Source organism: Nitrospira japonica (genome assembly GCF_900169565.1).
GTDB classification, from domain to species: Bacteria; Nitrospirota; Nitrospiria; order Nitrospirales; family Nitrospiraceae; genus Nitrospira_C; species Nitrospira_C japonica_A.
This window is the reverse complement of sequence record NZ_LT828648.1, coordinates 1,079,076-1,091,580: the sequence shown is the minus strand read 5'-3', so window position 1 is coordinate 1,091,580 and position 12,505 is coordinate 1,079,076. Positions and strand designations below refer to the sequence as shown.

Genomic DNA, 12,505 nt, shown 5'->3' with positions numbered 1-12,505 from the left:
GCTCCGGCTATCCGTTGACGATGGTGCCCCCATTGGGATGCAGAACCTGTCCTGTCATGTACGAGGAATCCTCCGAGGCCAGGAACACGAAACTCGGCGCGACTTCCTCCGGTTGACCCGCTCGCTTCATGGGCACGTCGGATCCGAAAGTGGCGACTTTGTCCGCCGGAAACGTCGCGGGAATCAGAGGCGTCCAGATCGGGCCGGGAGCGACGGCATTGACTCTGATCTTGCGATCCGCCAGCGCTTGCGACAAGGAGCGGGTAAACGCCACGATCGCCCCCTTGGTCGAGGCGTAATCGAGCAGGTGCGCACTGCCCTTGTAGGACGTCACCGACGTGGTGTTGACGATCGCGCTTCCCTCCTTCAAGTGCGGCAACGCCGCCTTGCTCATATAAAAAAATGAAAAGATGTTCGTGCGAAAGGTGCGCTCAAGCTGCTCGGCCGTGATTTCTTCGAGACGATCCTGAGGATGTTGTTCCGCTGCGTTGTTCACCAGCACGTCGAGCCGGCCGAACTCCTTGACAGTCCGTTCCACGGCGCTCCGACAAAACGCCTCGTCACCGATGTCCCCGGCAATCGTCAAACATCGGCGGCCCTCCTGTTCGACGAGGCGCTTGGTATCCTCCGCGTCTTTGTGCTCATTCAGATACACGATCGACACGTCGCCTCCCTCTCGGGCATAGGCGATGGCTGCTGCCCGGCCAATTCCGCTGTCCCCGCCGGTAATCAACACGACTTTGTCACGCAGCTTACCGCTCCCATGGCGAGTTTCCCGGTCGCTGGCCGGCCGCGGCGTCATCTCGTCCTCTTGCCCGGGCTGACCTTTTTGGCGCTGAGGCGGCCGTTGAATCTTTTTTGTCTCTGTCATGACCATGACTCCAGCGGGCTTCCTAAGCGCTCACCGAATGAGTATTCGTTCGTTACATCGGCTGCAAGACACAGACCGGCTCACACCCTTGTCCGCTGCCGACGAACGTTCTGCTCTCTCCATCAATACTGCCTTCAGCCACCTCCTCTTCGGCGACAGGCCGCCTCGCGCTGAAGCGACAACTCGCAGCTCCGCCGCAATCCCGGCCGGACAAAATGTTCTGCGCGGGACAGGCTGGTTCGCCGGTCCGAAAGGACAGACTGTCTGTCTTATCACGGGTGCATGATCCATCCCGTTTCCTTGGCGCCTGTGGCCCGGGGCATTCGCTTTGCACCATCAGCGCCGCCATGACTCTCTCTCAGGCCGACGATCCTCACAGTTCGACCCGTCGCTTCCCGACTGTGCCTCATTCCCCGTGGTCCGACTCGCAATTCGATGTCGGCCGCAACTGCTGGAAAGTCGAACGGGCCGACCGGGTATCCTTCCTTGTCGATGGCGCCGCGTATTTTTCCGCCTTCCGCGAGGCTGCGATTCGTGCCCGCCATGGCATCCTGATCCTCGGATGGGATTTTGACAGTCGAATCCGCACGCTTCCCGACGGCCGGACCCACGAGTTTCCGGATCGCTTGGGTGAGTTTCTTCACCATCTCCTGGCTCGGCGAAAACAACTGCATGTATATGTGCTGACCTGGGACTTCCATATGATCTATTGGCGCGAACGGGAGTGGTGGCTGCCCTCCAAGTTGTCGGCACACCGTCGGCTTCATTTTCTTCGAGACGGCGCGCATCCGGTCGGGGCTTCACACCACCAAAAGATCGTCGTCGTCGATGATACGGTCGCGTTCGTCGGTGGAATGGACTTCGCCGCGTGCCGTTGGGACACGGCCGGACACGAACCGGGCCATCCGGCGCGCCGGCCGTCGGACGGGGATCCGCCCTGCCGACCGTTTCATGACGTGCAAATGATGGTGGACGGATCCGCAGCTGCCGCGCTGGGGGAACTGGCCCGCGATCGATGGCGGACGGCATCGGGCACCTCGATTCCATTCCCTCCGCCGGGATCGGGCGAGGCCTGGCCGCCAGGAGTACGGCCAGATTTGACCGACGTCCGCGTCGCCATCGCGCGCACCGATCCGAAATTCGGCCGCCGGAGGCCCGTCACGGAAGTGGAAGCGCTGTTCGTCGACAGCCTGCGCGCCGCCCGTCGCCACATCTATATCGAGACCCAGTATCTGACGTCCCGCACCATCGCGAATTGTCTAATGGAGCTGTTGCGAAATCCCATGGGCCCCGAAGTCGTCATGATCCTCCATCCGAACAGCGACGGCTGGCTCGAGCAACATACGATGGACGTCCTCCGCAGCCGGATCGTGAAGCGTCTGCGCTCTTCCGATCGGTTCCACCGGCTCGGCCTGTACTATCCGAAAATCCCGGGCTTGCACGAAGGCATCAATGTGCACAGCAAGGTGTGCGTCATCGACGACGAACTGGTCCGTGTGGGATCCGCAAATCTGAGCAACCGCTCGATGGGAGTCGACACGGAATGCGACCTGGCGATCGAAGCCGAAGGACGGGCGGCGATTCGTCGAGGCATCGCCGGATTTCGCGAGGCCCTGCTGGGCGAACATCTGGGGGTCACGCGTGAGGCGGTGCGGCAGGAGTTCCAGCGGGACGGCTCGCTCATCGGAACAGTGGAGCGGCTTCGCAGTGCCGGACGGTCACTAGACAGCTTCGACGATACAGGGGCTGACGATATCGCCGACATCGTGCCAGACGCCGAATTCGTCGATCCCAGGCTTCCGTACGAAGCGCGGCTCTTTCCGATGGAACGGCGCAAGCCCGCCCTGCGGCATGTCGTCAAGGCGGTGATCGGCCTGTTGGTCATGGTACTGCTGGCCGCCCTGTGGCAATGGGCGCCGGTCCGGGAATGGCTGGACGTTCGGTACGCAGCCGCCTATCTGAACGAGCTCGCCGCCGGGCCCGCCGCGCCGGTCGCCGCCGTCGCGGGATTCGTCGCGGGCGGCCTGCTCGTCGTACCGGTGGTCCTGCTCATCGCCGTCTCCGTCCTCACATTCGGGCCGTGGTGGGGATTCATCTACGCGCTGATCGGCATGACGCTCAGCGCCGTCGTCACGTTCGGCATCGGGCGCTTGCTGGGGCGCACGCTGATGGACCACTTGTCCGGATCCAAGCTCTATCAAGTGAGCCGGGCACTCGCCGCCAAAGGCGTGCTGGCCGTCGTGGTCCTCAGGCTCCTTCCGGTGGCGCCGTTTTCCATCGTGAACGCGGTCGCCGGCGCGTCGCACATCCGTTTCAGAGATTTCTTTTTCGGCACGTTGATCGGGGAATTGCCCGGCCTGGTGAGTCTGGCATTGTTCGTCGAACAGGTCCTCGACACCATCCGCCATCCGGGCCTCGGCAGTCTCGGTATGCTTGCCGCCATTGCAGGTCTCCTCATCCTGGCTCTCACGGGCATCAGCAGATGGGTGTCGGCGCAGACGCATGGATACAGGGAGCCCTAACCGGCGCATGCGTCTCACGCTGGCCACCTATAACATCCACGGGTGCATCGGGCGAGACGGGCGCTATGCGCCGGAACGCATTCGGGACGTCATCCTCGAACTCGACGCCGACGTCGTCGCAATCCAAGAGATCGACGCGCCCGAGCGACACGGGCTCGAACTGGCCTACTGGCTGGGAAAGGAATCGAAGCTGCGTGTCATCGCCGGACCGACGCTGCTCGAGCGCAAGGGCCACCATGGCAACGCCGTGCTGACCCGCTGCCAGTATGACGACATCCGTCTGGTGGACCTGAGCCGCCCGCATCGCGAACCGCGAGGCGCGATCGATTTGGACTTACGGTGCAGCGGAGCGACGATACAGGTGATCGCGACCCATCTCGGCCTCCAGACAAAGGAACGCCGGGTTCAAGTCCAATGGTTGCTTGAACGGGTCGGACAGAACTGCGTCCTGATGGGGGATTTCAATGAATGGTGGCTGTGGGGATTCCCGCTGCGACGGATCAAGGCGGCCTTCGCCAGTTCGCCCGCGCTGCCGACGTTTCCTTCAGCCAGACCGGTCTTCGCGTTGGACCGAATCTGGATCAAGCCGCCGGCCTCTTTTGTTTCGCTGGGAGTTCATCGGACGCGCTTATCGGCGATCGCGTCCGATCATCTGCCTCTCAAGGCCGTCGTGGAATGGCCCCTCCGGGAAACCGAACCGGTGCCTGAGGAGCAGCGTTCGACTCATGCGCCGGCCTCCGAACAATGAGACCGTCATGGAGGGTTCGTTCCTCCAGTGTCGGTCGAATCGGATGAGAAGGTGTCCGCAGACGACTGTTCCGGGGTGGAGCCCTCCGGCGGGACGACATCCGCCACGGACGTATCCATGACTCGAATCGCATGGGCGTATCGGTCCAGACGTATGGCGATTCTCGCTCCCACCGTGACGTTCTCAAACAGATACGCATTCGGCACGTCGAAATAAATCGGACGCCCCAGATCCGTCGTCAGAACCCCCCGGCCGTTTGGGAGATCCAGCTTCGACAAGGTTCCCGCAACTAAGTGCAGTCCCGCGTCGGCAGGCTCTGCTTGGCCGACAGGCTCCAGCGACAGAAATGAACCGCCCACGACAAGTGTCACGGCGACCCACATGGACATGGCGCGAACCATATGGAACCTCCTTCCCCAATCTCTGAAATTTCGGAGGAGTCGGCAACCCGGCCTCTCCCATCGATTCCGAACGGTGTTACGGCTGCGGACGCGGCTGGGGAGGAGGATTGGGCTGTGGCGATGGCGGAGGGGGCGCCGGAGGCACGGGAGTCGGCGGTTCCGGTGCAGGAGGATTCGGAAACGTGGGACCGGTGCCAGGCGCCGGACGGGGGTCCGCCATGGTTTCTCCTGCTTTCGGGTCAAGTTGGGGATCCGAGGATGCCGCGGCCACCGATTCCCCGGTAAGCAGCCAATACAAAATCGCCAACGTCATTCCCGCCCCTTCCGCCGTTCGTCTGCGCATCATATCGCCTCTTGCAACCAAATCCGTTCTCTCCCGATACTCACTGTTCCTATGATGACACGGCGGCTTCATACGACGACTAGGAAAACCCCTACGGCGACCCCGGATTTCAGGCCGCTGCGGAGGCCATCTCGCGACAGATTCCCGCACAGCGACGACATTCCTCGGCGCAAGTCCGGCACAACGGGTGATGGGAAGCATGCCGTTCGCAGACTTCGGCGCAACGATCGCAGATGTCCGAGCAGGCTCGGCACAATGATTCGGCGGACGGCGAGAACCGGCTCATCCACCGCGTCGAGAGTGCGCAAATATCAGCGCAATCCTGGCATAGCCTGATACACAGCTGCTGCAGGTGCTGATCATGCTTACCCCCTCCGGCCATCCCAATCATGTCGTCCGCACAGCGGTCGCAGATCTGGGCGCACGCCACGCAGGCATCGATGCACTGCTGCATGGATTCGGTAGTCATTCTATCGTCCTGATGCATGGAACTCCTTTCCGCCGTCGAGGCCGGTCGATCCGGTCCTCACGGCTACTAGAGAAGAGGCGGACGGCTCAATCGATCCAACGGAACCTGGGTCACTCCGCGCGGGCTTGAGAGTGCGATCAATTGCGAGGCTTCCAGCAGAGTCCCCGCAATATAGTCAGGCCAGCGCGGCTCGGTTAGATTCCACTCGGTTTCATGGCCGTTCGTCAGCAACACCGTGCGGCAACCGGCCCAGCGGCCCGTCTCGATGTCATCGAGAGTCGCTCCGACCATCCACGATTGACCCATGTCGACCCTCAATTCGGATGCGGCACGAATCAGAAGCCCCGGTTGGGGCTTGCGACACAAACAATGAACCGCATATCTCCGGACCTTGCCGTCGGGGTGGTGAGGGCAATAATAGAACCCTCCCAATGGAATATCTTCTTCGATCAGGCGGGCTTCGAGATATGCCTTCATTCGATGTACGTCCGGTTCGCCCAGAAATCCTTTTGCCACGCCGCCTTGATGCGTCACGACGACGACCGCGTATCCGGCGCGCTGCAACAACCGCAGTCCTTCGAATGTATCGGACATCAGACGGGAGGGCTCTGTGCCATAGCATGGACTTTCGAGCGCCCCGCCCTGGTCCAGAAATACGGCACGAATCATGACGTGTAACTCCTCCTGCGAATGGATATTGTGAACAGTTGGTGAATCGCGGCATGACCGGGAACCCGCCACAGCACCGCCATGCCATTTCATCGCCTTCACTCGCCGCTCCGACCCAGGCGTCATAGCCATGACACTCCGACAGGTGAGAGCCGACCTTTGACGTTTCTCGTAATTTGCAAAGAACAGACCTGCCGGCCCGGTGCGAGAAGTGCGATTTATATGAGGAATGGAGGGGCCTTTTACGCCGGCAAGTGGGCTCCGGATGGCGATTCTGTCCGACAGCCTGTCCTTCCTTCGACAGTCTGTCTCGAAGATGGAGGGCGAAACGGCTGCCTAGAGAACCCTGCTCTTGAAGATCATATAGAGATAACGAAGGAGAGGGATCAGCAAGACCGAGCCGGCCGCAAGGCTGACGAGCAAGATACGCAGGGTCGCCGGTTCGGCCGACTGGTAGATCGTCACATCCGGTTCGACCAGAAAGGGAAATTGGGAGAGCGCCCATCCCCACAGCATCAGCACGCTCACCGCGGCTGCACCCAGCCGGGCCATCCGATCGCGTCCTCGTAGAAGAGAGAGCAGGGCGACCGCCTGTCCCGTCGCCGTCAATGCAAGCGTCGCGAGTCCCATCCCCGTACCCGTCAACCCTCGATAGATTTCCGGAGCGCCGGTCCGGGACAGGTAGAGCGCCACGAGCGCAGCCACACCGACCACCGCCCAGGCCGCGACGGCACGGCGGCGAAACAGATGTTTGAGGCCCGCCTCCCGACTTTCGACTATCAAATAGGTCGCCGCAAGATACGCCACCAACAAGGCCGTCAAGAGGCCGACGCTGAATGGAAAACTCGAGAGCCACGGAGCGACGAAGGTCTCATAGAATGATTCGCCCGTCCGGTCCCGCAAGCGTCCGGACGCGATCGCCCCCAAACTCATGCCGAGCAGCACCGGAGTCAGGAGGCTTGAACCGGCGAAGAGATACCACCAGAGCTCAGACGGACCGCTGCCACTCTGCCTGGAAGCGACATCGTGCGTACGCAGCGCGAACGTCGTTCCCCGCAGCACGATGCCGACGAGCATGAGCGAGAGCGGAATATGCAGGCCGACCACAATCACGGTATAGGCCTCGGGGAATGCGGTGAAGAGAATCGTCACCGCCACGATCAACCAGACGTGGTTTGCTTCCCAGATGGGACCGATCGCCTGATCGATGAGCGCCCGCTGTGCCTTCCCGCGGTGGTGGAAGGTGAACAAGCTCCAGATCCCGGCCCCGAAATCGGCTCCGCCAAGCAGCAGATAGAAGGTCAGCGAGCCGACCAATGCCGCGCCAAGCAATAATTCGAGCATAGACGACCCTCACTCGCTCGCCGATCCCGCAGGATCGACCGGTCCGCTAGCGCGGGATCATACGTGCTCGGTCGCCGCCACGTGGCGCCACATCGCCCAAGCCACCACGGCCCCGAGCACGAGATACAACAGGGAAAACGTCGCGAATGGAATCCACAGGCCCGGCATCGGCGTCACGGCCTCTGAGGTCCTCATCACCTGATCGATGATCCACGGCTGGCGCCCGACCTCCGTCACCACCCATCCCGCCTCGATGGCGATGAAGCCGGCCGGCGCGGCGACACACAACCCGCGCAGCAGCCAGGTATCCCGCTCCAGGCCGCCAGATCGGCGCCAACGCCACGCGCTCCACAGCGCCAAGCCGGCCATGACCAGTCCGCACAAGACCATCACCTGAAACGCGAGATGCACGACGGCCACGGGAGGCCAATCGGCTTTGGGCACTCGATCGAGGCCCGTCACTTCCGCCGACGGATCCCCGTGCACCAGCAGGCTGAGCCCCTTGGGAATCGTCACCGCGTACCGCACCGAGGCCGTCTCATTGTCCGCCAACCCGCCGAGAAGGAAGTCGGCGCCGGCGGCCGTGGCGAAGTGCGCCTCCATGGCGGCCAGCTTGGTCGGTTGGCGGTCGGCCACGGTCAGCGAGATGAGATGCCCGCTTGCCAACTGCAACACGGCGGCGGCGCCGCCCATGGCCACCGCGATGCCCAACGCACGTCGATGGAAGAGGCTGCGGTTGTCGCGCAGGAGCCACATGGCATGAAGCCCCGCGACGAGGAGTCCGGTGGCTGCGAACGCCGCCAGCAGCATGTGGATCGTTTCATGCCGCGCGAGCGGCTGGGCCAGAACGGCCAGCGGTTCGAGCTCGGTCAGATGCTCACCGGATTTCGTGAATCCGATCGGTTCGTTCATCCAGGCGTTCACCGCGATGACGAACACGGCAGAGGCCGCTCCGCTGGCCGCCACCATCAATCCGGCAATGAAATGCTTGACGGGAGAAATGAGGGACCACCCGTACAGATAGATGCCGAGAAAAATCGCCTCGGTGAAGAAGGCAAAGCCTTCCAATGCGAACAGCGGACCGATCATGGGTCCGCTCAGTTTCATGAACGCGGGCCACAGCAGGCCCAGTTCGAAGGAGAGCACGGTGCCGGACACGGCGCCGACGGCAAACAGGATCGCGGTGCCTTTGGACCAGCGCTTCGCCAGCGACAAATAGCCTTCGTCCCCGGTCCGGAGCCACCGCCATTCCGCGATCGAGATCATCAGGGGCATCGCGATGCCGAGGGCGGCAAAGATGATGTGAAAACCCAGGGACACCGCCATCTGGGAGCGCGCGGCAAGAAGGTCGGTCATGGCGATTCGGCGGACAGCCGGAAAAAGATGCCCCGGTTCAGATGTGTCTCACGAAGGGTCGCTACGGGCTGTGCCATGCTAGAGCGCCCAAACCGGTTTGACCGGACGCCGAAGACGAGCGGCCGACCGGCCTTGCGCCTGGCGGCGACGGGATCCATAGCGTCTGCTCCACCACCAGGCGAGAAGGCCGACCCCTCCAGCCGCCAGCCAACCGCGATGACGGTTGGCCCAGACCTGCGCGCTATAGTCACAGGCCTGCTCGCTGAATCGCCCTCTCGCACCATAGTCGCCCGGCAGCGGTTCGTAAAGATTGTCGCGCCGGTCCGGATCGACTGGAACGTCGGTCTGCTGCGACTCGTAACCGACGTGTGCCAAGTAATGATCCAACAGGCCTGGAATGAATTTGTCACCGACGATCGCTTGGACGGTGGGATATCCTATCGCAAATTCCCGCCGATGATGATGGGACACCCAGTAGATGGCCTCCGCGATGACCTCGGGCTGATAGATCGGCGGCACGGGGCGGGGATGTCGAGGCATGCGCGTCCTGATCCAGGAAAACTGCGGCGTATTGACGGCCGGAAGTTGGACGGCAGTCAGGCGCACACGGCTGCCTTCGTGCAGGAGTTCCGATCGCAGGGATTCGGTAAAGCCCTGTATGGCGTGTTTCGCCGCGCAATAGGCCGATTGCAGCGGAATGGCACGATACGCCAGCGCCGAGCCGATCTGGATGACCACTCCGCGGTCCCGCGGGACCATGCGGCGTAACGCCGCAAGCGTGCCGAAGACGTAGCCGAGATAGGTCACGTCGGTGACGCGCCGATATTCCCCGGACGTCATGTCGAGCGCCGGCGACAAGACGGAGACCATGGCATTGTTGATCCAGACGTCGATGGGGCCGAAGGTCCGTTCCGCTTGCTCCGCGGCCGCCTCGACCTGGCGATCGTCCGACACGTCGGTTGGGATGACCAGGGCGCGGCCGCCGGCCTGCTCGACGTCTGCTCTGGCTCCTTCCAGACCGTCTAAGCCGCGGGCCAGCAGCACCACGGATGCGCCTTGAGCGCCGAAGCGGCGGGCGATCGCCCGGCCGACGCCGGCCGACGCGCCGGTCACGACGACGACTTCGGATCGATGGTTACCGGTCATCCCTACACCCACACGTTTTCACACGTTCCCATCGCAACCGTTGCGAGCGATCCGCGCCACCGTCAGAAGGAGGGTTCATCGGTGATTCCAAACCACACCGACAGCACCGTGAGAACCGCAAGGAGATAAAAGGTCCATTGAAACGTGCGGAACGTGCCGCGAGACGGCGCATTGATGAAACCAAATGCATAAAGGGCCATCACCATCGCGCACAGAAACAGCACCAGGGTCGTCAGGGTGATCATACATACCTCCGATCGGTCCGGTGTTTCAATCACGATCGGACCACATAGCCAGCCCGTCTGTTGCGCCTGGCGAGGTTCTGCGGACTCACCACGGATCTCATTCGTCGCATGCGAACGCCACCGTGCTCATGAGCGCGTTCTCGGCCTGGCGCGAGTCCAACCTCGTGTGCTGTACGACGATCGGGACGTCGGAGTCGATCACGGTCGCAAAATCCGTATCGACCGGAATCGGCGCCGGATCGCTCAGATCGTTGAGGCGCAAATGGAGGGTACGCCTCGCCGGTACGATAATCCGGTATGGCCCCACGGGTTCCCGATCGCGGTAGAACACGGTCACTTGCACGTGCGCATCGCGATTCCCGGCATTGAGCAGACAGAGCGTCTCATGGCTCGTCATCTGCGGATGCGGGCCGGTACTGGTGGCAGGAATATAGCCTTCCGCAACCGCCCATCGTCGCTTGCCGATGCTCGTCATGATCTCTTTCCTATTGGCCTGTCTTCCGTGCTCATGCTCGTGTGTCGCTCGCTCCATGAGGGCAGCATGGGTCTTCGCGGCTGCAAGCCCAGTGCCTTCATCGGTCAAGCTGCGCCGTCTACGCGATAAGGATTGTAGGCGGAATCGCGCAACTGACTATCGGTTGATGGAGACCTTCTGTCCCGGCTCCCGGACAACCTGTCGTGCCGGGCGTTCCGATTCAAAGACCGGCGGGGAGTCGCCATCGTCGTCACAACTATCGGAACAATGGCGGAACTCGTGCGGAGTGGGGGATGGGTGACGATTGCGGCCTGTGACTTGCACAAATGCTCTCGTGAGCGACGCCGGAGCGACGGCTGGGCGCCATGGCGCCGTCCAGAGTTGGAAATTTCCGAGCATTCACCGTTTAACAGGAGGCATGCAATGAAACAAGCGAAGGTTACGATCATTATCGGAGCAGCCGCGGCCGTATTGGTTTGTACCGGCACCATGACGCCGGTGCGCGCGGATTCCTCGAATGCGTCATCCCAGGTCGGCGGGGGGATGCCGTCGCCGGACAGTGTGCCGCGTGACAAGCAGACGGATCTGACAGGTGGAAAATCCGGCATTCCTGATGAATATTCGACCACGCCGGTTCGTCAGGGCAAACTGAAAGAGATCACGGACAGTAAATGGCTCAATCAAACCGTGACGAACAAGCAGGGAGAAAAGCTCGGCACGATCAAGAAAGTCCTGAAGGACGAGAAGACTCAGGATATCGAGTACGTATTCTTCGAGGTGACGGATTCGCGTTATGCGCGTCCGATGAAATGGAGCAGCTTCGAACAGAAAGGCGACAAGCTCGTCCTCAACATGTCGAAGGAGCAGTTGCTCCCGAATGTGGACCGTTCGGAATCGAAAGATCTCTCGCCCGATCTAGCCATGTACATGGAAGAAATCGAGCACAAGCGTGAGGAGACGAAACCCTACGTCGGGCCTGGCGACGGGCGTGGAACGCAGCGAGTCGCGCCTTCGAGCGGTTCTATGGGCGAGGATTCCGCCGCCGGCAACCTGGGCGACCGGGGAGGACCTCCGGGCCAGGCTCCCGGCTTCGAGAACGATGCCAAGAAGAAGCACTGAAGACGGCGTGCTGATTCTGTAATCGGAACCGCTCGGCGGCCGGAAGGAGGGGCCAAGGACTCTCCTGCCGGCCGCTTTGCCGTGACAGCCGGTGATTGCAGACGACATGTTCGCCACACACCACCGACCAGCGACTTGCTATGCGTTTCGTAGCGGCTGCCATCGACTTTGACGGGACGCTTGCCATGGACGGGAAAGTCGCGCCGTCCACCCTTGCGGCGGTGGAGCAACTGCTTTCTTCGGGGCGCAAGTTCATCATCGTGACCGGCCGGTTGCTCCAGGAACTCCTGGACCTTTTTCCTCAAGCCGTCCTCTGCTCCAGAATCGTGGCCGAAAACGGAGCGCTCCTCTATCATCCGGCGACGCGGGAGCAACGCCTGCTGGGCGGGGCCGTGCCCGGTCCTCTTGTCGAGGTTCTGCGGCGGAAGGATATCCCGTTTCAGCAGGGCGAAGCGATCCTGGCCACGGTTCGGCCGCATGAAGTGGCGGCGCTGGAAACCATTCGCGACCTTGGCCTGGCTCATCATGTGGTGTTCAACCGCGGTTCCGTCATGATTCTGCCTCCCGGTGTGACGAAAGCGAGCGGGTTGCAGGCGGCCTTGGACGACCTTCAGCTTTCGGCCCACAATGTGGTGGGAATCGGCGACTCGGAAAATGACCATGCGCTGCTGCAGGCCGCCGAACTGGCGGTGGCGGTGAGCGGCGCGGTCCCAACCCTTCGGGAGGCGGCTGACGTGGTCACGCCGGAGGACAACGGACGCGGGACCGCATGGTTTTTCTCCGCCCTCGTGGGATGA

Annotated in this window: 14 protein-coding genes; 4 read left to right on the top strand and 10 right to left on the bottom strand. The window is 62.2% G+C overall.

The genetic code is table 11. The annotated features are described in order from the left end of the window. Positions 1–7: 7 nt before the first annotated feature. The gene (locus NSJP_RS05310; RefSeq protein WP_080888516.1) at positions 8–871 is read right to left on the bottom strand and encodes an SDR family oxidoreductase; all 864 of its coding nucleotides are present in this window, start codon (positions 869–871) and stop codon (positions 8–10) included. Between the two features lie 347 nt (positions 872–1,218). Here NSJP_RS05310 and NSJP_RS05305 point away from each other — a divergent pair, with 347 nt between their 5' ends. Both NSJP_RS05305 and NSJP_RS05300 read left to right on the top strand, forming a co-directional pair. Next, positions 1,219–3,393 carry a VTT domain-containing protein gene (locus tag NSJP_RS05305; RefSeq protein WP_172834181.1) on the top strand — a complete coding sequence of 725 codons (2,175 nt, stop codon included), beginning with the start codon at positions 1,219–1,221 and terminating at the stop codon, positions 3,391–3,393. A 7-nt stretch (positions 3,394–3,400) separates the two neighbouring features. Further along, complete coding sequence (locus tag NSJP_RS05300; protein ID WP_172834180.1) at positions 3,401–4,141, top strand: endonuclease/exonuclease/phosphatase family protein; 741 nt, start codon at positions 3,401–3,403, stop codon at positions 4,139–4,141. A 5-nt stretch (positions 4,142–4,146) separates the two neighbouring features. On the opposite strand, the gene NSJP_RS05295 is transcribed toward NSJP_RS05300, so the two are convergent. The 9 genes from NSJP_RS05295 to NSJP_RS05255 all read right to left on the bottom strand — a co-directional run bounded on the left by NSJP_RS05295 (position 4,147) and on the right by NSJP_RS05255 (position 10,589). Then, positions 4,147–4,542, bottom strand: coding sequence for a hypothetical protein (locus NSJP_RS05295; RefSeq protein ID WP_080885884.1), 396 nt, complete (start codon positions 4,540–4,542; stop codon positions 4,147–4,149). A 76-nt stretch (positions 4,543–4,618) separates the two neighbouring features. Continuing rightward, positions 4,619–4,888 carry a hypothetical protein gene (locus tag NSJP_RS19605; RefSeq protein ID WP_080885883.1) on the bottom strand — a complete coding sequence of 90 codons (270 nt, stop codon included), beginning with the start codon at positions 4,886–4,888 and terminating at the stop codon, positions 4,619–4,621. 106 nt (positions 4,889–4,994) lie between these two features. After that, the gene (locus tag NSJP_RS20045) at positions 4,995–5,267 is read right to left on the bottom strand and encodes a four-helix bundle copper-binding protein (RefSeq protein WP_407938649.1); all 273 of its coding nucleotides are present in this window, start codon (positions 5,265–5,267) and stop codon (positions 4,995–4,997) included. A gap of 153 nt (positions 5,268–5,420) precedes the next feature. Continuing rightward, the gene (locus NSJP_RS05280) at positions 5,421–6,023 is read right to left on the bottom strand and encodes a D-glycero-alpha-D-manno-heptose-1,7-bisphosphate 7-phosphatase (protein WP_172834179.1); all 603 of its coding nucleotides are present in this window, start codon (positions 6,021–6,023) and stop codon (positions 5,421–5,423) included. A 336-nt stretch (positions 6,024–6,359) separates the two neighbouring features. Beyond that, positions 6,360–7,367, bottom strand: coding sequence for a cytochrome d ubiquinol oxidase subunit II (locus NSJP_RS05275; RefSeq protein ID WP_080885881.1), 1,008 nt, complete (start codon positions 7,365–7,367; stop codon positions 6,360–6,362). A gap of 57 nt (positions 7,368–7,424) precedes the next feature. Then, positions 7,425–8,723: a cytochrome ubiquinol oxidase subunit I gene (locus tag NSJP_RS05270; RefSeq protein ID WP_080885880.1), complete on the bottom strand. Its 1,299-nt coding sequence runs from the start codon at positions 8,721–8,723 to the stop codon at positions 7,425–7,427. A 78-nt stretch (positions 8,724–8,801) separates the two neighbouring features. Further along, entirely contained in the window at positions 8,802–9,869 is a 1,068-nt protein-coding gene (locus tag NSJP_RS05265; protein WP_080885879.1) for an SDR family oxidoreductase, read from the bottom strand. Between the two features lie 62 nt (positions 9,870–9,931). Beyond that, complete coding sequence (locus NSJP_RS05260) at positions 9,932–10,114, bottom strand: hypothetical protein (RefSeq protein WP_080885878.1); 183 nt, start codon at positions 10,112–10,114, stop codon at positions 9,932–9,934. A 97-nt stretch (positions 10,115–10,211) separates the two neighbouring features. Beyond that, a complete protein-coding gene (locus NSJP_RS05255; protein ID WP_080885877.1) occupies positions 10,212–10,589 on the bottom strand; it encodes a sensory rhodopsin transducer in 378 nt (125 codons plus the stop codon). 423 nt (positions 10,590–11,012) lie between these two features. On the opposite strand from NSJP_RS05255, the gene NSJP_RS05250 reads away from it, so the two are divergent. Both NSJP_RS05250 and NSJP_RS05245 read left to right on the top strand, forming a co-directional pair. Beyond that, positions 11,013–11,708, top strand: coding sequence for a PRC-barrel domain-containing protein (locus tag NSJP_RS05250; protein WP_172834178.1), 696 nt, complete (start codon positions 11,013–11,015; stop codon positions 11,706–11,708). A 140-nt stretch (positions 11,709–11,848) separates the two neighbouring features. Continuing rightward, the gene (locus NSJP_RS05245) at positions 11,849–12,505 is read left to right on the top strand and encodes an HAD family hydrolase (protein ID WP_080885875.1); all 657 of its coding nucleotides are present in this window, start codon (positions 11,849–11,851) and stop codon (positions 12,503–12,505) included.

Bases quoted from the DNA above. Each gene is read 5' to 3' on its own strand.
- NSJP_RS05310 (WP_080888516.1), bottom strand. From the start codon at position 871: ATGACAGAGACAAAAAAGATTCAACGGCCGCCTCAGCGCCAAAAAGGT.
- NSJP_RS05305 (WP_172834181.1), top strand. From the start codon at position 1,219: ATGACTCTCTCTCAGGCCGACGATCCTCACAGTTCGACCCGTCGCTTC.
- NSJP_RS05300 (WP_172834180.1), top strand. From the start codon at position 3,401: ATGCGTCTCACGCTGGCCACCTATAACATCCACGGGTGCATCGGGCGA.
- NSJP_RS05295 (WP_080885884.1), bottom strand. From the start codon at position 4,542: ATGGTTCGCGCCATGTCCATGTGGGTCGCCGTGACACTTGTCGTGGGC.
- NSJP_RS19605 (WP_080885883.1), bottom strand. From the start codon at position 4,888: ATGATGCGCAGACGAACGGCGGAAGGGGCGGGAATGACGTTGGCGATT.
- NSJP_RS20045 (WP_407938649.1), bottom strand. From the start codon at position 5,267: ATGGCCGGAGGGGGTAAGCATGATCAGCACCTGCAGCAGCTGTGTATC.
- NSJP_RS05280 (WP_172834179.1), bottom strand. From the start codon at position 6,023: ATGATTCGTGCCGTATTTCTGGACCAGGGCGGGGCGCTCGAAAGTCCA.
- NSJP_RS05275 (WP_080885881.1), bottom strand. From the start codon at position 7,367: ATGCTCGAATTATTGCTTGGCGCGGCATTGGTCGGCTCGCTGACCTTC.
- NSJP_RS05270 (WP_080885880.1), bottom strand. From the start codon at position 8,723: ATGACCGACCTTCTTGCCGCGCGCTCCCAGATGGCGGTGTCCCTGGGT.
- NSJP_RS05265 (WP_080885879.1), bottom strand. From the start codon at position 9,869: ATGACCGGTAACCATCGATCCGAAGTCGTCGTCGTGACCGGCGCGTCG.
- NSJP_RS05260 (WP_080885878.1), bottom strand. From the start codon at position 10,114: ATGATCACCCTGACGACCCTGGTGCTGTTTCTGTGCGCGATGGTGATG.
- NSJP_RS05255 (WP_080885877.1), bottom strand. From the start codon at position 10,589: ATGACGAGCATCGGCAAGCGACGATGGGCGGTTGCGGAAGGCTATATT.
- NSJP_RS05250 (WP_172834178.1), top strand. From the start codon at position 11,013: ATGAAACAAGCGAAGGTTACGATCATTATCGGAGCAGCCGCGGCCGTA.
- NSJP_RS05245 (WP_080885875.1), top strand. From the start codon at position 11,849: ATGCGTTTCGTAGCGGCTGCCATCGACTTTGACGGGACGCTTGCCATG.